The sequence below is a fragment of the Saccharopolyspora sp. 6M genome, from assembly GCF_020176775.1.
Taxonomy (GTDB): Bacteria; Actinomycetota; Actinomycetes; order Mycobacteriales; family Pseudonocardiaceae; genus Saccharopolyspora_C; species Saccharopolyspora_C gregorii.
This window is the reverse complement of the sequence record NZ_JAIUJZ010000062.1, coordinates 16647-38602: the sequence shown is the minus strand read 5'-3', so window position 1 is coordinate 38602 and position 21956 is coordinate 16647. Positions and strand designations below refer to the sequence as shown.

At 72.8% G+C, this 21956-nt stretch carries 22 protein-coding genes; 10 read left to right on the top strand and 12 right to left on the bottom strand.

All coding sequences use genetic code 11. The annotated features are described in order from the left end of the window. Nucleotides 1-138: 138 nt before the first annotated feature. From LCD31_RS29525 to LCD31_RS10320, 5 genes are all read right to left on the bottom strand, one after another. Entirely contained in the window at nucleotides 139-1365 is a 1227-nt protein-coding gene (locus LCD31_RS29525) for a DUF418 domain-containing protein (RefSeq protein WP_224957590.1), read from the bottom strand. 131 nt (nucleotides 1366-1496) lie between these two features. After that, the gene (gene asnB, locus LCD31_RS10335) at nucleotides 1497-3326 is read right to left on the bottom strand and encodes an asparagine synthase (glutamine-hydrolyzing) (RefSeq protein ID WP_224957588.1); all 1830 of its coding nucleotides are present in this window, start codon (nucleotides 3324-3326) and stop codon (nucleotides 1497-1499) included. A 218-nt stretch (nucleotides 3327-3544) separates the two neighbouring features. Then, nucleotides 3545-4408 carry a GntR family transcriptional regulator gene (locus LCD31_RS10330; RefSeq protein ID WP_224957586.1) on the bottom strand — a complete coding sequence of 288 codons (864 nt, stop codon included), beginning with the start codon at nucleotides 4406-4408 and terminating at the stop codon, nucleotides 3545-3547. A 131-nt stretch (nucleotides 4409-4539) separates the two neighbouring features. Beyond that, a complete protein-coding gene (locus LCD31_RS10325; protein ID WP_224957584.1) occupies nucleotides 4540-4956 on the bottom strand; it encodes a cupin domain-containing protein in 417 nt (138 codons plus the stop codon). Beyond that, nucleotides 4956-6332, bottom strand: a complete 1377-nt coding sequence (locus LCD31_RS10320) for an NAD-dependent succinate-semialdehyde dehydrogenase (protein ID WP_224957581.1) — start codon at nucleotides 6330-6332, stop codon at nucleotides 4956-4958. Before LCD31_RS10320 ends, LCD31_RS10325 begins: the two co-directional genes overlap by 1 nt. Nucleotides 6333-6620: 288 nt before the next feature. Between LCD31_RS10320 and LCD31_RS10315 the strand changes: the two genes are divergently transcribed. The 3 genes from LCD31_RS10315 (at nucleotide 6621) to LCD31_RS10305 (ending at nucleotide 9746) form a co-directional block, all read left to right on the top strand. Further along, a complete protein-coding gene (locus LCD31_RS10315; RefSeq protein ID WP_224957579.1) occupies nucleotides 6621-7715 on the top strand; it encodes an isocitrate/isopropylmalate dehydrogenase family protein in 1095 nt (364 codons plus the stop codon). Then, nucleotides 7712-8338 (top strand): hypothetical protein, encoded by a 627-nt coding sequence (locus tag LCD31_RS10310; RefSeq protein ID WP_224957578.1) that lies wholly within the window; start codon nucleotides 7712-7714, stop codon nucleotides 8336-8338. Before LCD31_RS10315 ends, LCD31_RS10310 begins: the two co-directional genes overlap by 4 nt. A 115-nt stretch (nucleotides 8339-8453) precedes the next feature. Continuing rightward, nucleotides 8454-9746, top strand: a complete 1293-nt coding sequence (locus tag LCD31_RS10305; protein ID WP_224957577.1) for a CitMHS family transporter — start codon at nucleotides 8454-8456, stop codon at nucleotides 9744-9746. 298 nt (nucleotides 9747-10044) lie between these two features. Here LCD31_RS10305 and LCD31_RS10300 read toward each other — a convergent pair whose 3' ends face one another. From LCD31_RS10300 to LCD31_RS10290, 3 genes are all read right to left on the bottom strand, one after another. Beyond that, nucleotides 10045-11532, bottom strand: coding sequence for a SulP family inorganic anion transporter (locus LCD31_RS10300; protein WP_224957576.1), 1488 nt, complete (start codon nucleotides 11530-11532; stop codon nucleotides 10045-10047). Between the two features lie 153 nt (nucleotides 11533-11685). Beyond that, nucleotides 11686-12057, bottom strand: coding sequence for a MerR family transcriptional regulator (locus LCD31_RS10295; protein WP_224957575.1), 372 nt, complete (start codon nucleotides 12055-12057; stop codon nucleotides 11686-11688). A 66-nt stretch (nucleotides 12058-12123) separates the two neighbouring features. Next, complete coding sequence (locus LCD31_RS10290; protein WP_224957574.1) at nucleotides 12124-12927, bottom strand: SDR family oxidoreductase; 804 nt, start codon at nucleotides 12925-12927, stop codon at nucleotides 12124-12126. A 227-nt stretch (nucleotides 12928-13154) separates the two neighbouring features. Here LCD31_RS10290 and LCD31_RS10285 point away from each other — a divergent pair, with 227 nt between their 5' ends. Both LCD31_RS10285 and LCD31_RS10280 read left to right on the top strand, forming a co-directional pair. Beyond that, complete coding sequence (locus LCD31_RS10285; protein WP_224957573.1) at nucleotides 13155-13586, top strand: hypothetical protein; 432 nt, start codon at nucleotides 13155-13157, stop codon at nucleotides 13584-13586. A gap of 33 nt (nucleotides 13587-13619) precedes the next feature. Further along, nucleotides 13620-14204: a nuclear transport factor 2 family protein gene (locus LCD31_RS10280; protein WP_224957571.1), complete on the top strand. Its 585-nt coding sequence runs from the start codon at nucleotides 13620-13622 to the stop codon at nucleotides 14202-14204. Between the two features lie 226 nt (nucleotides 14205-14430). Here LCD31_RS10280 and LCD31_RS10275 read toward each other — a convergent pair whose 3' ends face one another. Continuing rightward, the gene (locus LCD31_RS10275) at nucleotides 14431-15258 is read right to left on the bottom strand and encodes a helix-turn-helix domain-containing protein (RefSeq protein ID WP_224957570.1); all 828 of its coding nucleotides are present in this window, start codon (nucleotides 15256-15258) and stop codon (nucleotides 14431-14433) included. A 101-nt stretch (nucleotides 15259-15359) separates the two neighbouring features. Here LCD31_RS10275 and LCD31_RS10270 point away from each other — a divergent pair, with 101 nt between their 5' ends. Together LCD31_RS10270 and LCD31_RS10265 are read left to right on the top strand one after the other, a co-directional pair. After that, a complete protein-coding gene (locus LCD31_RS10270) occupies nucleotides 15360-16190 on the top strand; it encodes an SDR family oxidoreductase (RefSeq protein WP_224957569.1) in 831 nt (276 codons plus the stop codon). 113 nt (nucleotides 16191-16303) lie between these two features. Then, a complete protein-coding gene (locus LCD31_RS10265) occupies nucleotides 16304-16963 on the top strand; it encodes a class I SAM-dependent methyltransferase (RefSeq protein ID WP_224957568.1) in 660 nt (219 codons plus the stop codon). A gap of 7 nt (nucleotides 16964-16970) precedes the next feature. Here the strand turns inward: LCD31_RS10265 and LCD31_RS10260 are convergent, their stop codons facing one another. After that, the gene (locus tag LCD31_RS10260; protein ID WP_224957567.1) at nucleotides 16971-18338 is read right to left on the bottom strand and encodes a methyltransferase; all 1368 of its coding nucleotides are present in this window, start codon (nucleotides 18336-18338) and stop codon (nucleotides 16971-16973) included. Nucleotides 18339-18867: 529 nt separating this feature from the next. Here LCD31_RS10260 and LCD31_RS10255 point away from each other — a divergent pair. The 3 genes from LCD31_RS10255 to LCD31_RS10245 are packed head-to-tail and all read left to right on the top strand — an operon-like array spanning nucleotide 18868 to nucleotide 20456. Then, nucleotides 18868-19437: a nitroreductase family protein gene (locus LCD31_RS10255; protein WP_224957566.1), complete on the top strand. Its 570-nt coding sequence runs from the start codon at nucleotides 18868-18870 to the stop codon at nucleotides 19435-19437. After that, on the top strand, nucleotides 19424-19726 hold the full coding sequence (locus LCD31_RS10250) for a DUF6092 family protein (protein WP_224957565.1): 303 nt from the start codon (nucleotides 19424-19426) through the stop codon (nucleotides 19724-19726). Before LCD31_RS10255 ends, LCD31_RS10250 begins: the two co-directional genes overlap by 14 nt. Before the next feature lie 31 nt (nucleotides 19727-19757). Beyond that, nucleotides 19758-20456: a tRNA-dependent cyclodipeptide synthase gene (locus LCD31_RS10245; protein ID WP_224957564.1), complete on the top strand. Its 699-nt coding sequence runs from the start codon at nucleotides 19758-19760 to the stop codon at nucleotides 20454-20456. A gap of 163 nt (nucleotides 20457-20619) precedes the next feature. Here LCD31_RS10245 and LCD31_RS10240 read toward each other — a convergent pair whose 3' ends face one another. Together LCD31_RS10240 and LCD31_RS10235 are read right to left on the bottom strand one after the other, a co-directional pair. Continuing rightward, the gene (locus tag LCD31_RS10240; RefSeq protein WP_224957563.1) at nucleotides 20620-20943 is read right to left on the bottom strand and encodes an SCO4225 family membrane protein; all 324 of its coding nucleotides are present in this window, start codon (nucleotides 20941-20943) and stop codon (nucleotides 20620-20622) included. A 166-nt stretch (nucleotides 20944-21109) separates the two neighbouring features. Beyond that, on the bottom strand, nucleotides 21110-21928 hold the full coding sequence (locus LCD31_RS10235) for a siderophore-interacting protein (RefSeq protein ID WP_224957562.1): 819 nt from the start codon (nucleotides 21926-21928) through the stop codon (nucleotides 21110-21112). Between the last annotated feature and the right edge of the window lie 28 nt (nucleotides 21929-21956).

Here is a 21956-nt window from a genome sequence, read left to right as displayed (position 1 = left end):
GGGGGGGCGGGCGCGGGGGGGGGGGGGGGGGCGCGGGGGCGGGGGCCGCCGGCGCCGCGCCCCCGCCCCCCCCCCCCCCCCCCCCCCGCGGGGGGGGCCGCCCCCCCCCCCCCCCCCCCCCCCCCCCCCCCACGGGCATCAGGCCGCGGTCCGCCGCCGCGGCTTCCGGTAGCTGAGCCTGCGCAGCAAGGTTTCCGCAGGCCCGCGCACGCCCGCTCGTTCCGAGAGCCGCGCCAGCACCGCGGTCAGTACCCAGGTGGCGACGCCGACGAGCGCCGCCGACCAGCTCGACAGGTGCGCCCCCACCGCGAATCCCCACGCCGAGAGCAGCGGCACGAACACCGCCGACTGCGCCAGGTACCCGCTGAGCGAGCGCCGCCCCAACGCGACCAACGCGCGCACCGGCCTGGCCGGGCTCGCACCGCGCGCGGTGATCCGGTGCGCGACGAGGCCGAACAGGGCGGCGTATCCGACCCCGGCGGGAATCCCGGCGAAGAAGTGCACCGTGCCGAAGACCGCCAGGTTCGGCAGCCCCAGCACGCCGACGTGGTGCAGCGCCAGCGGAACACCCGCCACCCAGCCCACGGCGATGCCGAAGAAGGCGGTGCGCCGCAACAGCGGCAGGTGCCGGGCGGGCTCCTCCAGGACGCGGTGCCGGGAAGCGAGCAACCCCAGCAGGAACGCGGTCGGCAGCGCGAGCGTGGCGATTCCTGCCAGCGGCGTGGGCGCCCAGTTCGCCAACCGCAGCAGCGCGGACGCGAGGTAGCCGGTCTCGGTGATCGGGAACCGCTCCGGACGCGGACCCACCGACGGCGGCACCGGGTCCGCCATCACCGAGATCGCGCACACCGCGACGCCGAGCGCCACCAGGACCCCGATCCACACCCGCAGCGCGCGGTCCCCGCGGCCGAGGAACAGCGGCACGAACACCAGTCCCATCACGCCGTAGGTGGCGAGGATGTCGCCGTGCCACAGCAGCGCGGCGTGGACCAGGCCGAACCCGAACATCCACAGGTGCCTGCGGCGCAGCAGCCCGCGCGCCTCGCGCGCCGAGGCTCCCGCCGCGATCCGCCGGGTGTGCAGCTGCCCGATCCCGTAGGCGAACAGGAACGCGAACATGGTGTGCGTGCGGGCGTCCACCACGACGATCGTGGCCGCCTGCACGATCCGGTCGGCGAGCCCACCGCCCGCCGGGTGCAGCAGCGCGGCACCGGTGCCTGCGGTGTACAGGAACCACGGCACGTGGGCCAGGGCGATGAGCAGCAGCATCATGCCCCGGGCCAGGTCCGGGGCGATCGCCCGCTCGGCGAGCGGGGTGGGTCGCGCCGGTGGTGCGGACGGGCGCGGGACGGTGTCGGTGGACACGGGTGGGCTCCTCTCGGGGCTGTTGTCACCCCATCCCACTCCGTGCCCCTGCGGCACGCTCAAGCCCGGATTTCCGCCCACCGCCCGGAGAACGGGACGCCCGCGGTGCGCGCGGGCGCCCCGTCCGGTGCTCAGGACAGCTTGAGCACCGGGTTCCGCTGGTCCAGCCAGGTGGCGAAGTCCAGGGACCGTTCGATCGCGCCGCGCTGCTCGTGAGTGATGGTCGCCCCGTCGGCGGTGGTGGCGGCCTTGAGCCGGTCCGCGTCGTAGAACTCCAGCACCCGGTGGTCGGTCGCGATCAGCTCCGCGGCCTGCGCCTGGATGGCGCGGAGGTAGTTCGGGTCGAAGCTGCCCGGGTAACCGCTCTTCTTCCGGTTGGCCACCGATTCCGGCAGCGTGTCCCGGGTGGCGCCGCGCAGGATGCTCTTCTCCCTGCCGTCGAAGGTCTTCAGCGCCCACGGGGTGTTGAACACGTACTGCACCAGCCGGTGGTCGCAGAACGGCACCCGCACTTCGAGGCCCACGGCCATGCTCATCCGGTCCTTGCGGTCCAGCAGGGTCTGCACCATGCGGGTCAGGTGCATGTAGCAGACCTGCCGCATCCGCTTCTCCAGCCCGGTTTCGCCGTCCTTGAGCGGCGCGGCGGCGACGGCGTCCCGGTAGTTGTCGCCGATGTAGGAACCGAGGTCCAGCTGCGCGCTCAGGCCGGGTTCGAGCAGCCCGGACGGGGTCAGGGGCGAGTCGACGAGCCACGGGAAGGTGTCCGCGTCGCGCTTGCGCTCGTCGTGGAACCACGGGTAGCCGCCGAAGATCTCGTCCGCCGACTCCCCGGACAAGGCCACGGTGGACTGTTCGCGGATCGCCTTGAACAGCAGGTACAGCGAGTTGTCCCGATCGCCGAGACCGATCGGGAGGTCCCGGGCGGCGACGGCGGCGGCGCGCACCGCCGGGTCGGACAGGGCCGCGCCGTCGAGCATGATGTCGTCGTGGTCGCTGCGCACGTGTTCGGCGACGGCGTGCACGAACGGCGTGTCCTGGGTGGGGGCGACGTCGATGGCGCGGAAGTTCTCGGCCTGGTTGGGGAAGTCGACGGCGAAGCTGCGCACCGTCTCGCCCTGCTCCGCGAGCTGCAGCGCCGCGATCGCCGTCATCGCCGAGGAATCGAGCCCGCCGGAGAGCAGGGTGCAGCGCGGCACGTCGGCGACGAGCTGGCGGGCGATGATGTCGTCGAGCAGCTCCCGCACGTGCGCGACGGTGGCGTCGCGGTCGTCGGTGTGGTCGCCGACCTCCAGCTGCCAGTAGCAGCGCTCGCGCAGCCCGTTGCGGTCGACGATGGCGAGGTGGCCGGGCTTGAGCTCCCGCATCCCCTCCCACACGGCGAAGCCGGGCGTCTTGGCGAACGAGAAGATCTCGCGCAACCCGTCGAGGCCGACGACCGGTTCGGCGTCCGGGTTCGCCAGGATCGCCTTGGGCTCGGAGCCGAACAGCACGCCGTCGGCGGTCTCGTAGTAGTAGAACGGCTTGATGCCCATCCGGTCGCGGATCATGACGAGCTTCTCGGTGCGCTCGTCCCAGATCGCGAAGGCGTACATGCCGTTGAGGTGTTCGGCGAGCTGCTCGCCCCACTCCAGGTAGCCGTGCAGCACGACCTCGGTGTCGGAGTCGGTGTCGAACCGGTGCCCGCGCCCGCGCAGTTCGGCGCGGAGCTCGGTGAAGTTGTAGGCCTCGCCGGAGTAGACCATGGCGACCGCGCCGTCGGGCGTGGCGACCTCCATGGGCTGCGCGCCACCGGGCAGGTCGATGACGGCGAGCCGCCGGTGCCCGAGCGCGGCGTGCGGTGCGACCCAGGTGCCCGCGGCGTCCGGGCCGCGGCAGGCCATCGTTTCGGTCATGTCCCGCAGCACTCGGTCCTGGGTACCGAGATCACGCCCGTAGGAGACCCAGCCCGTGATGCCGCACATACGACCACCTCACCCATTTAGATAGCTGCTCAAACTAACGAAATGGACGCTAGTGGCCGGGACCGGCGCTCACTGCGGAGCAAAAGTGTGACGCCGAGTGATGTAAATCATAGATGTCGCGATGTTGCGGGCACATCGCAAATACCTCGTGAACAGGACGAATGCGAAGTTCTCCGCGCGCCACCCCGGACCGGGCCGAACACGGAGCGCGACCGGTACTACTCCCCCGCCTTCTCGGTACCGACCGAGTCCAGGTGCTCGCGCAGCCGCTCCGCCGCCTCCGCCCGGCGCCCCGCCAACAGCAGGTCCGCGATCTCCACGTGCTCGCGGCAGCGCACCACCGCGCGGTCCCGCGGCAGCGTCCGCCGGTACTCCACCAACCGGCGCAACCGGTCCACCCGGCGCAGCGAGTCGATGAAGAACGCGTTGCCCGAGCACTGCACCAGCACCTCGTGGAACGCGCTGTTGCGGTCGAACAGCTCCGCGTCGCCGACCTCCCGGATCGCGCCGTCCACGAGGTGTTGCTGCTGCGCGCGCACCTCCCGCACCGCGTCCTCGTCCAGCTGGAAATCCGGTTCGAGCAGCGCGGCCGGTTCGATCGTCAACCGGAACCGGTAGCTGTCCCGGTACGAGCCCTGCGAGGTGAGCATCGGCCGGAACCGCCAGCCGTAGCCGGGCATCCGCTCGATCCAGCCCTCGGCACCGATCCGCTGCAGGATCCGGGACAGCTGCGCGGACGTGAGCCCGTACTCGCGGGCGAGCCCGCTCTCGGTCACCCGCTCCGGCAGCCGCCCGTCCAACCGGTCCCCCGCGATCCGCAGGTAGGTCGTCTCCACGCCGTCCCCGCCCTCGGCCACCGGCGCGGCGTCCGGGACGCGCAGCACCGCGTAGCCGCCGCGCTCCCCCGCCGCCACCACGCCGTCAGCGGCGAGCAGCCGCAGCGCGCCGCCCACCGGCGAGCGCGACACCGCGAGGCGCTCCGCGAGCGCCCGCTCCACCAGGCGGGTGCCCGGCACGAGCCGCTCCTCGCGGATGTGCTCCGCGATGCGCGCCGCGATCTGCTCGACGAGGGGCGTCGCCATGTGCTCCCGGTCCTTCCGCGAGGTGGGCGGTGTGCCGAGCGAGCCTACTTCGGCGCCGGCGCCGGTTCCCGCCCCGACGGTCGGGATCCCGCGGTGCGAGCCCGGTGGCGAGGTTCCGGACGAGGCAGGCGTCAGGCCCCGTGCTCCGCGTCGACGCGCCGGGTTTCTCCCGTGGCCACCAGGGTTCGGGTGGCGTCGACGGAGGCGTAGGTCCACAGGATGCGCATCGGCGCGGTCGCCGAGGCGTTGCGGAACCGGTGCGGCACCCCCGCGTCGACGTAGGTGGTGTCGAAGGCGGTGAGCTCGTGCTCGACGCCGTCGATCTCGGCGATCGCATCGCCTTCGAGGATCACCACGCTCTCCGGGCAGTCGTGCGTGTGCAGCGGGATGCCCGCCCCGCCCTCGAACAGGGTCTGCCCGTTGAGGAACGTGGCGGCGCCGCGCTCCCGGGTGACCAGCGGGATGGTGCGGGCACCGCCGCCGCGGGAGAACGCGGACAGCTCGGCCGGCCGCAGCACGGCGGCGGGGAAGGTCTCGTGCTCGGGCATCAGGCGCGCTCCTCGCGGATCCAGAGGGTCTTGACGTTGACGAACTCGCGGATGCCCTCGGCACCCAGTTCCCGGCCGTAACCGGACTTCTTCACCCCGCCGAACGGCAGCCGCGGGTCGGAGGCGACGACGCCGTTGACGAACACCGCGCCCGCGTCGATCTCGGCGGCGATGCGCCGCGCCAGCGCGAGGTCGCGGGTCCACACCGCGGCGCCGAGGCCGAACTCGGTGCGGTTGGCCAGTTCCACCGCTTGCTCGGCACCGGCGACGCGGGTGATCGCCGCGACCGGCCCGAAGGTCTCCTCGTCGAACGCGGCCATGCCCGGTTCGACGTGGTCCAGCACGGTCGGCGGGTAGTGGAAACCGGGCCCCGGCACCGGCTCGCCGCCGGTGCGCAGCCGCGCGCCCGCGGCGATCGTGCGCAGCACCTGGTCGTGCAGGGCGTCGCGCAGGTTCGCGCGGGCCATCGGGCCGATCCGGGTGGCCGGGTCGGTGGGATCGCCGACGGGCAGCGCTTCGGCGGCCGCGGTGAAGGCGGCGGCGAACTCCTCGGCGATCGGCTCGGCCACCAGGAACCGCTTGGCGTTGACGCAGGACTGGCCGACGTTGGTGAACCGGGCCCGCACCGCGGCGGCGGCCGCGGCGGGCACGTCGGCGTCGGCGAGCACCAGGAGCGGGTCGGAGCCGCCGAGTTCGAGCACCTGCTTCTTCAGCGCGTTCCCGGCCTGTCCGGCGACGATCGCGCCGACCTCGGTGGATCCGGTGAGGGTGACCGCGGCGATCCGGTCGTCGGCGATGAGCTCGGCGACGACGGGCACCTCGACCAGCAGCGCCCGGCACAGCCCCGCGGGCGCGCCCGCGTCGCGCAGCACCTCGCCGATCGCGAGCGCGCACTGCGGAACGTTGTTGGCGTGCTTGAGGATCGCGCCGTTCCCGGCGGCCAGCGCGGGGGCGGCGAACCGGAAGAACTGCCAGAACGGGTAGTTCCACGGCATCACCGCGAGGACCACGCCGAGCGGCTCGCACACGACCACCGCCTCGCCGTCGTCCGTCCGAACAGGACGGTCGGCAAGGAGCTCCGCGGCGTGCTCGGCGTAGTGCTCGCAGGTGAGCGCGCACTTGTCGACCTCGGCGGCGGCTTCGGCGATCGGCTTGCCCATCTCGGTGGTGATCAGCCGGGCGTAGCGCTCCCGCCCGGCGCGCAGCACGCGGGCGATCTCGCGCAGCAGCGCGGTGCGCTCGGCGAGCGGCGTCCGGCGCCAGGCCCGCTGGGCGGTCGCGGCGGCCGCGAGGGCCGCGTCCACTTCAGCGGGACCGTCCACCTCGTACCGCGCCAGTTCGGCCTCGGTGGCCGGGTCGATCGACAGGATGGTCACGGGGCTGCTCCGTTCCAGGAGGGGTTCTGAGGGGTGCGGGTTCCGGGGTTCGCGGCCCGGTCGCGGCGGTCCGCGGTGTCCCGGCGGAGCAGGACGCTAATCGACCGGATGGTTTTTCTCAACGCACAAGTACCAATTCGGCGCCCACCTCGATCCGATTCGTTATAAGCACTGCGCACGCACTCATCTGCTGCTCAGCTCGGCTCGATCTCCCTGGATTCAGGTCTTGACCGAGCGAGGTTATAACCTCCAGGATGTCGCCGGAACGCACCACCCGAGGAGAGATCCATGACCGCACCCCGATCCGCCCGCACCTACCGACTCGGCCTGCTCGAAGGCGACGGGATCGGACCGGAGATCGTGCCCGCCGCCACCCGCGCCGTGGACGCCGCGCTCACCGCCGCCGGGGCCCCGGCCGTCGAGTGGGTGCCGCTGCCGCTGGGCCGGGACGCCATCGAGGAGCACGGCACGCCCTCGCCGGAGTCCACGCTGGCCGCGCTCGACGAGCTCGACGCCTGGCTGCTCGGGCCGCACGACAGCGCCGCCTACCCGGAACCGCACCGCTCGCAGCTCAACCCCAGCGGCACCATCCGCACCCGCTTCGGGCTGTACGCGAACATCCGCCCCGCCAAGTCCTTCGAGGGCGCGAAGGCGATGGTCCCCGGCACCGACCTGGTGATCGTGCGGGAGAACACCGAGGGCTTCTACGCCGACCGCAACACCCACGCGGGCACCGGCGAGTTCATGCCCACCCCCGACGTGGCGATCGCGCACGGCATCATCACCCGGCCCGCCGTGGAGCGGATCGCGCACACCGCCTTCCAGCTGGCCCGCGGCCGTCGCGGCAAGCTGACCATCGTGCACAAGGCGAACGTGCTGCGGCTGACCACCGGCCTGTTCCGCGACGTGTGCCGGGAGATCGCCGAGCAGTACCCCGACGTCACCGTGGACGACTACCACATCGACGCGATGACGGTGCACCTGCTGCGCCGCGCCCCCGAGTTCGACGTGATCGTCACCGAGAACATGTTCGGCGACATCCTCTCCGACCTCACCGGCGAGCTGGCCGGTTCGCTGGGCATCGCGCCGTCGATCAACGTCTCGGACCGGCAGGGCATGGCGCAGGCCGCGCACGGCTCCGCCCCCGACATCGCGGGCAAGGACCTCGCGAACCCGATCGCCATGATGCTGTCCAGCTCGATGTTGTTGCAGTGGCTGGGAGATCGGCACCAGGACGCGGGCTTGCGCACCGCCGCCGCGGCGCTCGACGCGGGGATCGCGCGCACCGTCGCCGCCGGGACCTGCACCTCGGACATGGGCGGTTCCGCCGGGACGACGGAGTTCGCCGCCGCCGTCGCCGCCGCCATCGCGGACGCGAGATGACCCGCCCGCTCGTGGCGTTCGTGCACGCCGCGCCCGCCGCGGTGGAACCGGCGAACGCGGCACTGCGCGAGGCGTTCCCGGAGGCGACGGCCTGGAACCTGCTGGACGACCGGCTGGTCTCCGAGGCCGACGCGGCGGGCGGGCTCACCCCGGCGCTGCGCAGGCGGATGCTGGGGCTGATCCGGCACGCCGTGGACGGCGGCGCGGACGCGGTGCAGCTGAGCTGCTCGATGTACGGGCCGGTCGCCGGGCTCGCCCGGCAGCTGTGGTCCGCGCCGGTGCGGGGCGCCGACGACGCCGCGTTCGCCGAGCTCGCCCGCCGCGGCCGGGCCACCGCCGTGTTGGTGTCCTCATTGGACAGCGCACTCGCGGAATCGGCCGGGCGGCTGGACATCGCGGCTCCCGAGGCACGAATCCTGCCCGCGCTCGCGCAGCCGGCCGGCGCCGATTCCCTCGCCGCGGCGGTGCGCCCGCACCTGCCCGCGGCCGACCTGGTGCTGCTCGCGCAGTACTCGCTGAGCCCGCACGCCGCCGCGCTCGCCGCGGACCTCGGCACCGAAGTGCTGAGCCCGCCGCTGCTCGCCGCGCGCTCGCTGCGGACGCAGCTGCTCGGCGCGGCCTGAGCCCGGCCCGCCGGCCGCGGCGCGGCCGCACCCCTCGCCACGACCCCCGCTCCCGGCGGTGGTGCGGGCGCCCCGTCGCGCCCGCACCACCGCCGGGAGCAGCAAAGGAGCAACGATGCTCGCCGTCCTGGGCTTCGCCACCCTCGGCGTCTTCATGGCGCTGGTGATGCGCCGCTACCTGACCGCCTTCGTCGCCATCATGGCCACCCCCGTCGTGTTCGCCGTGGCCGCCGGGTTCGGCGGACGCCTCGACGAGATGATGCTGAACGGCCTGGAGATCGTCGCCCCGACCGCGATCCTGCTGCTGTTCGCGGTGCTGTACTTCGGCGTGATGATGGACGCGAAGCTGTTCGACCCGATCTCGCGGGGCATCATCCGCCTCTCGCAGGGCGATCCGGCACGCATCTGCGTCGGCACCGCCGTGCTCGCGCTGCTGGTGGCGCTCGACGGGGACGGCACCACCAGCTACATGATCCTGTGCTCGGCGTTCCTGCCGATCTACCTTCGGCTGGGCATCAACCCGCTGGTGCTGGCCGCGATCGCGACGATGGCGCTCGGCACCATCTCCGGCACCACGCCGTGGGGCGGGGCGGCGACCCGCGGGATCAGCGTGCTGCACCTGGACTCCACCGACTACTTCGTGCACATGATCGCGCCGATGGCGCTGACCTCGCTGGCCATCATCACGATCTCCTGGTTGCTGGGGCGCGCGCAGCGCAAGCGCATCGACCGCGCCGTCATCGAGGAGTTCGCCGCCGAGATCGCCGAACAGCGGGTGGACCGCGACGGGCGCACCTGGCGGACCTGGTTCAACGCCGGGCTCACGGTGCTGCTGCTGGTGCTGCTGGTGTTCGGCGTCGCCGAGCTGGTGAACCTGTTCATGCTCGCGTTCGTCGTCGCCCTCGTCGTCAACCACCCGCGGCTCGCGGACCAGGCCGAGGTCGTCAAGAAGCACGCGAGCAGCGCGGTCCCGGTCGTGATGCTGGTGCTGGGCGCCGGAATCTTCACCGGCATCATGACCGACACCGGGATGACGAAGGCGATGGCCGACGCGCTGCTGTCGGTCGTGCCGGAGTCGATGGGCAACCTGCTGCCGCTGTTCACCGCGGTGATCAGCCTGCCGCTGAGCTTCTTCATGTCCAACGACGCGTACTTCTTCGGCGTGCTGCCGGTGCTCGCCGAATCCGCCGGGCACTACGGGATCCCGGCGGTGGAGATCGCCCGGGCGGGCGCGATCGGGCAGATGATGCACTCGATCGGCCCGACCTCGGCGCCGCTGTGGGTGCTGCTGGGCCTGGTCAAGCGGGACCTCGGCGAGTTCCAGCGCTTCGCGCTGCCCTGGGTGCTGCTGGCCTCCGTCGCCTACATCGCCTTCGCCGTCCTCACCGGGGCGATCAGCGTGGTGTGACATGCGGTTCCGATGGCGGGTGGTGGCCCGGGAACCACGCCGAGGCCGCCGTGGGCGTCCCGCTGTTCGAGCGGCAGGCCCGCGGCGTCCGGCCCACTCCAGCCGGTGCGGTGCTGCTGCGGCATGCCAGGAAGGTCGTCGCCCATCTGGAGGCGGCCTACCTGGAGATCGCCGGGCTGCGGGACCGGCTCGCGGTGAGCGCCTACCCGGCGGCGTCCGCGGTGGCGGTGCCGAGGGCCATCGCCCGGCTGCGGGCCGAGCACCCCCGCCCTGAGCGCCCGGTGAACGGCCCGCGGGCTCACTCGGCGGGGGCCAGGCTGCCGCTGAGGCGACCGTGCATGGTGGCGCTGGGCTCGTTCAGGCCGGTGATCTCCACCTGCTTGCCGCGGGACCCGTACTTGGTGGTGATCGCGTCGAGCGCGGCCACCGTCGAGGCGTCCCAGATGTGCGCGGCCGACAGGTCGATCGTCACGTGCTCCGGGTCCGCGGCGTAGTCGAACCGGGACACCAGTTCGTTGCTGGAGGCGAAGAACAGCTCCCCGCGCACCGCGTACACCACGTGCCGCCCGTCCGGATCGGTGACGGCGCTGACCTCCACCAGGTGCGCCACCCGGCGCGCGAAGATCACCATCGCGGTGATCGAGCCGACGACGACGCCGATGGCGAGGTTGTCGGTGGCCACCACCACGGCGACCGTCACCACCATCACGATGCTCTCCCCCGCGGGCAGCCGCTTCAGGGTGCGCGGCGCGATGCTGTGCCAGTCGAAGGTGCCGAACGCGACGAGCACCATGACCGCCACCAGCACCGCCATCGGCATCCGCGACACGACCGGCCCGAACACCAGGCACAGCACCAGCAGGAACGCCCCGGCGAGGAACGTGGACAGCCGGGTGCGGGAGCCCGCCGTCTTCACGTTGATCATCGTCTGGCCGATCATCGCGCAGCCGCCCATGCCGCCGAACAGACCGGTGACGATGTTCGCGACGCCCTGCCCGATGGACTCGCGGGTCTTGTTCGAGCGGGTGTCGGTGATGTCGTCGACGAGCTTCGCCGTCATCAGCGACTCCATCAGCCCGACGAGCGCGAAGGCCAGCGCGTACGGCGCGATGAGTTGGAGGGTCTCCAGGGTGAACGGCACCGCGGGCAGCCCGGGCACGGGCAGCGCGGACGGCAGCGCGCCCTTGTCCCCGACGGTCGGCACCGCGATCCCCGCGGCGATCGTGGTGGCGGTCAGCGCGACGATCGCCACCAGCGGCGCCGGGACCACCTTGGTGAGCCTGGGGAACAGCACCATGATGGCGAGCCCGGCGGCGAACAGCGGGTACACCGCCCACGGCACGCCGATCAGCTCCGGCACCTGCGCGGTGAAGATCAGGATGGCGAGGGCGTTGACGAAGCCGACCATCACGCTGCGCGGCACGAACCGCATCAGCTTCGCCACGCCGAGCGAGCCGAGGACCACCTGGAAGATCCCGCCGAGGATGACGGTGGCGACCAGGAAGCCGAGCCCGTGCTCGCGGCTGATCGGTGCCACGACCAGCGCGATCGCCCCGGTCGCCGCGGAGATCATCGCCGGGCGACCGCCGACGATCGAGATCACCACCGCCATCGTGAACGACGCGAACAGGCCGACGCTCGGGTCGACCCCGGCGATGATGGAGAACGAGATCGCCTCGGGGATCAGCGCCAGCGCGACGACCAGTCCACCGAGGACCTCGGTGCGGACGACCTTCGGCGACAGCCACGACGGGCGCGCCCAGGCGGGGGCGGCGGAGTTCGACACGGGCGTCCTGACGTGCTCGGGCGCCTCGGGGGGCGCGGAGGTTTCGTGCCGCCGGCAGGGGCAGCGGTACGGGGGGCGACCCGCAACTCTCCCCTTACGTTAGACGAGACCGTCGCGCGGACTCCAACCCCGCGAACCCCGATGAGGGCGGGATCACGCCCGGTGGGCGCGCAGCACCTCGGCGAACTCCTCGGCGATGCGCAGCTTGGCGCGCAGCTTCTCGCAGGCCTGCTCGGCGTTGGCGGTGAACTCGGCCAGCCGGGCGTCCGGGTCGGCAAGCTCCGGATCACCGTCGTGCGGGTCGAGGATCGCCAGCAGCTCGCGCATCTCGTCGAGCTGGAACCCGAGCGGCTTCATGCGCATGATCAGCCGCAGCCGGTCCACGTCCGGGTCGGTGTAGAGGCGGAACCCGCCGGGGCTGCGGCCGCTCGGCACGACGAGGCCGACCTCTTCGTAGTAGCGGATCGTCCGCAGCGACAGCCCAGTGCGCTCGGCCACCTCGCCGATCTGCATCCGCTCGCCCAAGCCGGGTCCCTTCCTCGCCGCGGTCGATCCCCGACCCTACCCGGGTGGCCGGGCGGTCCCCGCGCGTCACCTCGCGGCGCGGATCGCGGCGAGGTGCTCGGCGAAGGTGCGGTTCCCGCACGCGTGCTCGCCGCGCGGCAGCAGCGCGCCGCCCCGCATCGCCGCGCCGACCCGGCCGGGCGGGGACACCGGCACCACGAGCCCGCGGCGGCCGTGCGCCGCGGACAGCCGGCGCGCCACGTCCACCATGTCCAGCCGCTCCGGGCCGCCGAGCTCCGGTGCGCGCCCCACCGGCTCCCGCTCGACCAGGCGGACGAGCTCCGCGGCGGTGTCGGCGGCCGCCACCGGCTGCGAGAGCATCCGCGGGACCAGCGCGATCCGCTTCGCCAGCAGCGGTTCCGGGAACTCGAAGAACTGGGTGGCGCGCAGGATCGTCCACGGCACCGGGCCGCCCGCCACCACCTCCTCCTGGGCCCGCTTGCCGAAGTAGTAGCCGAAGTCGACGCGGTCGCAGCCCACGATGGACAGCGCCACCAGGTGCTCCACGCCCGCCCGGTGCGCGGCGGCCACCAGGTTCCGGCTCGCGGCGGCGAAGAACTCCACCGACGTCTTCCGGCTGATCGTCACCACGTTGCTGACGTCGATCACCGCCCGGCACCCGGCCACCCCCGCCGCCAAATACCCCCAGAGGCCGCTGCGGAACCGGAGAGCGTACAACGCGACCGTGGCGAGGGTAGTGGGGCCCGAGCCGGTGCGCAGGTCCACCCCGCGCGACCGGGACAGCACCACCGGTTCGTGTCCCGCCGCGCGCAGCTCCGCGACGACCATCCCGCCCACCAGGCCGGTTCCGCCTGCGACCGCGACCTTCATCCGAGTCCTCCCGTCCTCCGGCCGGTTCCGGCCGGTCGTGGTGGGGACGAGGTGGCGGTGCCCGGTGTGACAGGAGGTGGCTCGGGTCACCTCGTGTCACGATCCGGGCGCCGGTCCCGTCCCGTGCTCATGGGACACCACTTCGGCCGGGCGCACCGGTCTTCCCGCCGCGGGGCCGCGATTCGGCCGACCGCGGCACCACCCGCAGCACGGATCGGAGCGCGCTCATGACCGGAATCCGCCCCGCCGGACCGAAGGCCACCACCGACCGGGTGTGCCTGGTGCTGCTCGCGCTCGTCGCCCTCGGCACCGGCGGCTGGGCGTACCTGGCACCCGCCCGGTGGTACGGGTCGTTCCCCGGGTTCGGGCTGAGCTGGCTGCCGCCGCTCGGCCCCTACAACGAGCACCTGGCGAAGGACACCGGCGCGATGTTCCTGGCGCTCGGCGCGCTCGCCGTCCTCGCGCTGCTGCGCGGCGGCGTGCTGCCGCGCGTCGCGGGCGCGGCGTGGCTCGTGTTCAACGTGCTGCACGGCGGCTACCACCTGACGATGCTGCACGTGTACGGGCCGCTGGACCAGGTGCTGAACCTGGTCGCGCTGGGGCTGCTCGCGGCCGCCTCGGTGGTGCTCGTGGTGCCGGGCCGGTCCGGCGGCGACTAGCCTCCTCGTCCGGAACCGAACGGGGAGGCCGGCATGTCCGACGAGACCACGACGATCGTCCAGCTGCTGCTGCGCGAACGGCAGGGGCGGGACCGCGAGTGGTGGCCGCAGATGGCCGCCGCGTTCTGGCCGGACTCGCAGGTGAACCTCACCTGGTACACCGGCGACGGACCCGGGTTCGTCGCAGGCTCGGAGGAGATGAGCGGGCGCGGCGACCGCAGCGTGCACCGCCTCGCGCCGCCGGTCGTGCACCTCGCGGGCGCGCGGGCGTGGGCCGAGGTGTCCGCCGCGATCGAAGTGCGCACCACCGTCGACGAGGTGCCGGTGGACCTGACCTCCTACGCCCGGCTCGGCTACCGGGTGGAGCGCCGCGACGGGGAGTGGCGGATCTTCTCGCTGGACGCGATCTACGAGCGGGACACCGTCGCACCGGTGCTGCCCGGCTCGGTGCCGTCGATCCCGGCCGAGGAACTGGCCGCGTTCCGCCCCACCTACGCGCTGCTGGCCTGGCACCTGGACCGGCGCGGCTACCGGATCGGCACCGGGCTGCTCGGTGACGATCGGCCTGCCGAGCGGGACGCCTACTACGACCAGGTCTTCAACTGGCTGCACGCCTGATTGACTTCCCCGCTTCTGTTGCTGATCGGGGTGGGTGGCGGAACCTCAGCGGGATTCTCGCTGCGGGATCGTTTTCACAGGTGGCTCCGCCACATGAGAAAACGCTGTCCTCGCGAGAATCCCGCTGAGAACCCGCGGCGGGTGCCGGTTGCGTGCTGGGTCGCTGCTCAGCGGCTTTGCCGCTGACAGGACGACGGCTAGGTCCGTGGGGCGAGGACGGGGTTGTTCATCGGTTCGGGGTGGCTTGCTCGTCTACGAGGTTTCGGAGCCGGGTGAGGGCGGTGGCGGAGGGGGTGCCGGGTTCCGCGTGCAGCAGCAGCGCTTCGAGGCCGCCGTCGCCGGGAACGGCGAACTTCTCCGCCAGCAGCTCCACCTCGCAGAGCTTCGCGTGCCGGACGCGGAACCGGCTGCCGTGGGCCCGGCGCACGTCGTGCCGCGCCCACAGGGTGCGGAACCGCTCGCTCTTCATCGACAGCTCGCCGATCAGCGCGTGCAGCCGCTCGTCCTCGACGTCGGCGCCGCTCTGCGCACGCAGGTGCGCGACCGCGTCGGCGGCGTGCTCCTCCCAATCGGGGACGCGGTGCTGCGCCTCCGGTTCGGTGAACAGGGCGCGCAGCCGGTTCGTACCCGGTGCCGCGCTCGGCAGCAGTTCCCGGGAGAGCGCGTTCACCGCCAGCACCTCGCCGTACTTGGTGCACACCAGCGCGGGCACGTTGAGCGTGCGCAGCAGCAGCTCCAGCCCGCGCGGTACCTGCGGTTCCCGCCGTGCGCGGCGGCGCGGCCGGGGGCTCGCGAGCGCGGTCAGGTGCTCGACGCCTTCGGCGTCCAGTTGCAGCACCCCGGCGATCGCCTCGATGACCTGCGGCGACGGGCTGCGGTCCCGGCCCTGTTCCAAGCGCAGGTAGTACTCGACGCTGATCCCGGCGAGGGTCGCGACCTCCTCGCGGCGCAGCCCCGGCACCCGGCGCAGGCCGGTTCCGGGCGCCAGGCCCACTTCGGCCGGGGTGACCAGTTCCCGCCTGGCCCGCAGGAAGTCGCCGAGCGCGTTGCCCATGCGCTCCAGTATGCCGCCGCGGCGGCGCGGTGGGTGCCCCCCGCACTACCAGGAACAGCGGGGGCTGCCGGGCGCGCCCGCGGGCGGCGAGGCTCGGTGCCATGACAACGCGCACTTGGTTCATCACCGGCGTCAACAGCGGATTCGGGCGGCAGCTGGCGGAGCAACTGCTGGCCCGCGGCGACCGGGTGGCGGGCACCGTCCGCCGCGAGGGTTCCGCCGACGACCTCCGCGACGCCCACGGCGACCGGTTCCGGCTCGCCCACCTCGACGTCACCGACCTGCCCCGCATCCGGGAGGTCGTGGACGCCGCGTTCGCCGACCTCGGCCGCATCGACGTGGTGGTCGTCAACGCCGGTTACGGCCTGTTCGGCGCGGCCGAGGAGGTCAGCGACGAGCAGGTGCTGCACCAGATCACCACCAACCTGCTCGGCTCCATCCAGACGGCGCGGGCCGCGCTGCCGCACCTGCGGGCGCAGGGCGGCGGACGACTGATCTCGATCTCCTCGGTCGCGGGCATCGCCGCGCACGCGGGCGCTTCGCTGTACCACGCGAGCAAGTGGGGCGTGGAGGGCTTCTTCGAGGCGCTGTCCCAGGAGGTCGCCCCGTTCGGCGGGGAGGTGACGCTGGTGGAGCCGGGCGGCGCGCGCACCGCGTTCGCGGGCTCCAGCCTGCGCACCGGTGAGCCGCTCGCCGCCTACGACGGCACCCCCGCCGCGTTCGTGCGCGGCTTCCGGGAAGGCGCGCCGATCCCGATCGTCGGCGACCCGGTGAAGATCGCGGCCCGCGTCATCGAGAGCGCGGAGCAGCGGCCCGCCCCGCTGCGGCTGGTGCTGGGCAGCGACTCGTACCGCGCGGTGACCGCGTCGCTGCGGGCCCGCCTCGCCCAGGTGGTGCCGCAGGAGGCGAGCGCCGCCGGAACCGACGCCTGACCGCGGGCGAGTCGGCCCGCCCGGTGCGGGACAGCACCCGACGGGCCGAACCGGATCCCACGAACCGGTGATCGCGACCTTCCGGCGGCCGCCGCCGCAGTACAACTCGAAGCATGGACCAGACATCGCCCGGCCCGGACCTGCGCACCCTGCAGCACCCGATGTTCAGCCGCTTCTGGACGACCGTGAGCTCGATCGCGGACCGGCGCGGCGTCGCCGAGTTCCGCCGGGAACTCGTGCGCGGCACCACGGGCCGGGTGGTCGAGGTCGGCGCGGGCAACGGGCTGAACTTCGCGCACTACCCGGCTTCCGTCACCGAGGTGATCGCGGTGGAGCCGAACGACTCGCTGCGCGCGCACGCCGACCGGCACGCGCGCTCGGCCCCGGTCCCGGTCCGGGTGGTGGCCGGGCAGGCCGAGGCGCTGCCCGCGGCGGACGGTTCCGTGGACGGCGTGGTGCTGAGCCAGGTGCTGTGCTCGGTGCCGAGCCCGCAACGCGCGCTGCGCGAGGTCCGGCGGGTGCTGCGCCCCGGCAGGACGGTGCACTTCCTGGAGCACGTGCGGTCCGCGCGACCGCTGGTGGGCGCGTTCCAGCAGCGCATCGCGCCGGTGTGGCGCCGGTTGTGCGGCGGATGCGAACTGCACCGGGACGCCGCGGTCGAGCTGGAGCGGGCCGGGTTCGCGCTCGCCGCGACACGCCGGTTCGGCTTCAGCCCCGGCCCGCTGTTCTGGATGACCTACGTGCTGGGCACCGCCACGCCGGACGAGGGGTGAGCCGAGCTCACTTGGTACCGATCACCATGAACTCGGCGCCCGCCAGGTGCTCCACCCGGGAGGAGCGGAAACCCGCCTCGGCGAGCCAGCTCCGGCACTCGGCGCCCGTGTAGCCGAACCCCATCGGACTCATCACGAGCATGTGCAGGCTCATCAGCAGCCCTTCGACGTGGCGGGACCGGTCGTCGTCGACCAGCACCTCGTAGATCACCACCTCGCCGTTCTCGGGCAGCGCCCGGTACGCCTTGCGCAGCAGCAGCTTCTTCTCCGCCAGGCCCCAGTTGTGCAGCACGTGCCCGAGCACGAGCACATCGGCCGCGGGCAGCGGGTCGGTGAAGAAGTTCCCCGCGACGAAGCGCACCCTCCCCGCCGCCTGCCGCGCAGCCGCCGTCGTCGCGAACGCGTCCGCGACGAGGGGCAGGTCGAATCCGATGGCGCGCAGGTGCGGGTGGTGGTCGAGCAGGTGGGCCAGCACTTCGCCGCCGCAGCAACCGACGTCGGCGACCGTCCGGTACCGCGACCAGTGCAACCGTCGCGGCAGCGCGAGCATCGCCGTCATCGCGCCACCGGCCATCGCCGACCGGAACCGCCGCACCCCCTCGGGTTCCGCGTAGATCCAGCCGTAGGGCTGCCGCACCTCATCGGCCGGGACCAGCCACTGCGGAGTCCCTTCGGCCAGCGCGGCGGGCAGCCGCGCCCACGCCTGGTACCACTGGGTTCCGGCTTCCTCCAGCAACCCGCCGACGTACCGGCCGGGGTCATGACCGTCGAGGTGCGCGGCCGCGTGCGCGGCGTTGCGATACCGGCCGTCCCCGCGCCGCAGCAGACCGAGCACGACCAGGCAGTCGAAGAAGTCCCGGGCACCGCGCTCGCACACGCCGGTGCGCTCGGCGAGTTCGACCGCGCCTAGCTCGCGCCCGGAGAGCGCGGTGAACACCCCCAGCCGCACCGCCGCCAGCAGCACCGCCGACCGCCAGAACCCCAGTCCCAGTGCGATGATCTCGTCGAGATCCGCGGCTTCGCCGTCCAGGACGCGTCGGATTCCCGCCGGATCGTGCACGTCCTCGAAGCGGACCACCAGGCCGTCGCGGAAGTCCCAGACGTGCGTGAACGGAACGGTGCCGTCGGCCGCCCCGCCGTCGCGCCGGTAGTCGCCGAGGACCACGACCCGCGAACCGGACGGCAGGTGCTCGCGGGGTTCCGCGAACAGCCCGCCGCGTTCCGAGCGCAGCTCGGCCAGGACCGCCTCCCGGCCGCGGAGGGTGTTCCGGCGGCCGTCCCGGGCGGAGGTGGACCACTCGACGTCCGCCGCCAGCAGTGCCGCGGCCCGGTCGGGTTCCCCGCGGCGGAGGGCGCGGTAGAAGAACCGCGGCACGTCCTGTTCATCACATTGGTTCCTCTCGTCCCGAAACCGGATGGGTCGCCGGAACCGCGTGGGGAAATCGCGGAAATCGGCGAGGAATGGGCGATGATCCCATCCCGAATCCCGGACATCCCACCAACCCTGCCACGACTCGCGAACCCGGGTGTTAGCCCATTTCCCCGCATCGTGCAACGAATTCGCACACGATGACTTCCGCGCTGCACCGGTGGAACACCGCTGCTCACCGGTCGAGTGATTGAGATCGACTCCCTCCTCACGCACAGCGCGATGTGCCATCATCGAAGATCGACGGCCCGTTCACCGAATTCGGCGCACCACCCCGGAAACGCACCACCCCGGAAAAGCGCGCCGAACAGGAATCACGGGCCACGCTGGAAAGTACCGGTTCAGCGAATTCCGATCGCATCGTCGCGACCATTTCCCCGCCCACCCGGTGGTTCGACGACCGGTTCGACGACCACGCGTCCGAAACGGATGTCGCGGGGAGCAGCCCAGGGCGCCGGGCGGACAGGGGCAGGTGATGACCATCGAACACGACATCGCGAACGCGCCGCACCCGCGCGCATCCGGTGTCCCGCAGATGCTCGGCGTCTTCGACGTGATGGCCGGGCGCACCGCGACCCGCCGCTTCACCGGGGAACCGGTCGACGACGCGACGCTCGACCGGCTGACGACGGCCATGCTCGCCGCGCCCTCCGCGTCGAACAAGCAGGCGTGGGCGTTCGTGGCGGTCCGCGATCCCGCGCGGGTGCGGCGGATCCGGGCGTTCGCGCCCGGCGTGATCGGGGTCCCCCCGCTGCTGCTGGTGGCCTGCTTCGACGGATCTCGGGCCCCGGACGACCAGCGGATGCCCGAGGTCGGGGTGCTGTGCGTGGCGATGGCCGTGCAGAACCTGCTGCTGGCCGCGCACGCGCTCGGCCTCGGCGGCTGCCCCGTCAGCAGCTTCCTCGCGGAACCCGTCCGCAGGATGGCCGGTCTTCCGGGGCACATCGCGCCGGTGCTGGTGGTGCCGATCGGCCATCCGGACCGGGAGCCGCAGCGGTCCGTGCGCCGCGACAATTCGGAGGTGGTCCGGTATGAGCACTGGTGACGTCGATCCGCACGAGGAGCTCCTGCTGCTCGCGGCGTTCCTGCTCAGCAGCGGCCGCCGCCAGACCGAGGAGACCCGCGACTACGCGGTGTACCGGCTGGTGGAAGGCGCCCGGCGCGCCCTGCTGATCGTCGGCGAAACCGATCCGCGGCTGGAACCCGTGCTCACCAGGCTCGACGAGGTCGTGCACGCGCCACCTGGATCGACCGAACTCGGCCCGCTGCTCGACGACCTGTGCGCCCGGATGGCCGACGTGCTGCAACCGGCCGAGCCACCGACCCGACCGTGACCGACCGCCGCGACGGAGGGACGACGAGATCATGCGCCCGAACACGGCCACGAGCACCGCGCACGGCTTCGACACCACGCCGTGCAGCGACCGCTGTGCGGAGCTCTGGCGGCGTGGGGACCACGCACTGCTCGGGGTGAGCACCGGGAACGGCTACTTCACCCAGGAACGCCTGCTGGCGCTGGTGAACTGGGCCGGTCACCACTTCGCCGCGGTCGACGTGGTCTACGTCGACACCCACCTCGCCTCGACGCTGGTGGCGGCCGGATCCACCCCTGCCGAAGCCGCTCGGCAGGTCAAGTCGAGGTTGCGGGACGTGCGGCGCAAGATGCGCCGCGTCGTCGAACAACGGGCGGCGCCGGTCCTGCGCGTGCGGGCGTTGTCGGATCTCCTGCCCGAACCGGCCTACCGCGCCGCCCGGCGCCGGGTCGACGACGCGATCGCGGCCGACCCGGAGTTCACCGCGGTGTGCGGGGACCTGGTGCGCCGCTTCCTCATCGGGAAGGACACCGGCATCTCCGAGGAGCAGGTGCGAGCCGGGATGGACTACCTGCTCGCCGAGCTGCCGTTCTTCCTCGACCCAGCGGGCGTCTTCGGCGTCGACTCGTCGGTGGTCTGCTACCACACCAGCACACCGGTGGTGGAGTTCCTGTGCCGCCCCGGAAACGGCGTGCTCCCCGCGGATCGCGATCACGGATTCCTCGTGGTGGAGCCGAATTCCGCCTCGTGACGCCCGCGCACCTGGACAGGGCGTCGGCCGGCCGCGGTTCCAGGCGGTCCAGCACAACGCGAGGGCCGCGAAGCCACCTCGCCCGGCCCGAACGGGGCTGTGCACGAAGGGCGGCCTCGCCTCAGGGACCGTCCCGGCCCGGGCTGCCGCGGTGAACGCCCGATCAGGCGGCGCTGGTCCCGGCCCGGCGGACGAGGCCGGTGATCCCGCGGTACGCGGCGCCGAGCAGCAGGGCCTGGAACACCGCCGCGACGGCCACGCCCACCCACACCAACGGGCTCGACATGCCCAGGAACAGCAGCGAGGTCGGCGCGGTCACCAGGAAGCCCCACACCCCGGCGAGGCTCGCGTCCGGGTGCGGCACCAGGAACGTCATCACCAGCACCCAGGCCCAGACGGCGGCGACCAGGGCCAGGTAGCCCAGCGACACCGGGTTGACCAGCAGGCGGCGGAACGCCTGGATCGGGGATCGCTTCTGCTCGGTCATGCTGTTCCTCCTGGGCGAACGACTGCGAGCACTCATGATCGCCTCCTTCGACGCGGGACGCATGAGTAGTAGTACCCACTTCCCGCGCCGGTGGACGCCCCCGCCGGTCCCGGGACGTCCACCACCCTCGTGCCTCCCGACCCGCCCGCCGCGGGCCGAGGGGCGGTCAGGCCGTGGCGGCCTGCTCGGCGGCGCGTTCGGCGGCCTTCTCCTGGCGCCACTGCTCGTCGTTCTTGCCCTGGCGCCAGTACCCGGAGATCGACAGCCGGTCCTTGGTGACGCCGCGCTCGTCGAGCAGGTAGCGGCGCAGCTCCCGCACGAACCCGGCCTCGCCGTGCACGAAGGCGTGCACGTCGCCGGGCGGGAACTCCAGCTCCCGCACCGCGGTCGCCACGTCGTCGCCCGCCGCGCGGTGCAACCAGCGGACCTGCGCGTCGGCCTTGGTCGCCAGCGGCTGCTGCTCCTGCACGTCGTCCACCAGGACGACGGCCTGCGCCTGCGCGTCGGCGGGCAGCGCCTCCAGCGCGGCGGCGATCGCGGGCAGCGCGCTCTCGTCACCGACCAGCAGGTGCCAGTCCGCGGCCGGGTCCGGCGCGTAGGCGCCGCCCGGCCCCGCGAGCAGCAGCTCGTCGCCGACCGCCGCGTTCGCCGCCCACGGCCCGGCGAGGCCGGTGTCGCCGTGGTGCACGAAGTCGATGGTGAGCTCGCCCGCGTCGGCGTCGTAGTACCGGACCGTGTAGGTGCGGGTGCTGGGCCACTGCTCGCGGGGCAGCTCCGCGGTGATGACGCCCATGTCCAGCGGCTCCGGGTACGCCACGCCGGCCACCGGGAAGATCACCTTCACGTACGCGTCGGTGAACTCGTTGTGCTGGTAAGCCCGGATGCCGTCCCCGCCCGCCACGATGCGGATCATGTGCGGGGTGAGCTGTTCCTTGCGCAGCACTCGCAGCCGCTTGATCGGCCTGGGCTTGCCCGCTCCAGCCATTCGGCCCTCCTCATCGCGATTCGTCTCT

Coding starts and splice junctions, on each gene's coding strand:
- asnB (WP_224957588.1), bottom strand. CDS start 3,326: ATGTGCGGCATCACGGGCTGGGTCTCCTACGGGCGTGATCTCGGTACC.
- LCD31_RS10275 (WP_224957570.1), bottom strand. CDS start 15,258: ATGGGCAACGCGCTCGGCGACTTCCTGCGGGCCAGGCGGGAACTGGTC.
- LCD31_RS10330 (WP_224957586.1), bottom strand. CDS start 4,408: ATGGCGACGCCCCTCGTCGAGCAGATCGCGGCGCGCATCGCGGAGCAC.
- LCD31_RS10325 (WP_224957584.1), bottom strand. CDS start 4,956: ATGCCCGAGCACGAGACCTTCCCCGCCGCCGTGCTGCGGCCGGCCGAG.
- LCD31_RS10240 (WP_224957563.1), bottom strand. CDS start 20,943: ATGACCGAGCAGAAGCGATCCCCGATCCAGGCGTTCCGCCGCCTGCTG.
- LCD31_RS10245 (WP_224957564.1), top strand. CDS start 19,758: ATGCGCCCGAACACGGCCACGAGCACCGCGCACGGCTTCGACACCACG.
- LCD31_RS10315 (WP_224957579.1), top strand. CDS start 6,621: ATGACCGCACCCCGATCCGCCCGCACCTACCGACTCGGCCTGCTCGAA.
- LCD31_RS10310 (WP_224957578.1), top strand. CDS start 7,712: ATGACCCGCCCGCTCGTGGCGTTCGTGCACGCCGCGCCCGCCGCGGTG.
- LCD31_RS10285 (WP_224957573.1), top strand. CDS start 13,155: ATGACCGGAATCCGCCCCGCCGGACCGAAGGCCACCACCGACCGGGTG.
- LCD31_RS10280 (WP_224957571.1), top strand. CDS start 13,620: ATGTCCGACGAGACCACGACGATCGTCCAGCTGCTGCTGCGCGAACGG.
- LCD31_RS10290 (WP_224957574.1), bottom strand. CDS start 12,927: ATGAAGGTCGCGGTCGCAGGCGGAACCGGCCTGGTGGGCGGGATGGTC.
- LCD31_RS10305 (WP_224957577.1), top strand. CDS start 8,454: ATGCTCGCCGTCCTGGGCTTCGCCACCCTCGGCGTCTTCATGGCGCTG.
- LCD31_RS10270 (WP_224957569.1), top strand. CDS start 15,360: ATGACAACGCGCACTTGGTTCATCACCGGCGTCAACAGCGGATTCGGG.
- LCD31_RS10250 (WP_224957565.1), top strand. CDS start 19,424: ATGAGCACTGGTGACGTCGATCCGCACGAGGAGCTCCTGCTGCTCGCG.
- LCD31_RS10255 (WP_224957566.1), top strand. CDS start 18,868: ATGACCATCGAACACGACATCGCGAACGCGCCGCACCCGCGCGCATCC.
- LCD31_RS10235 (WP_224957562.1), bottom strand. CDS start 21,928: ATGGCTGGAGCGGGCAAGCCCAGGCCGATCAAGCGGCTGCGAGTGCTG.
- LCD31_RS10265 (WP_224957568.1), top strand. CDS start 16,304: ATGGACCAGACATCGCCCGGCCCGGACCTGCGCACCCTGCAGCACCCG.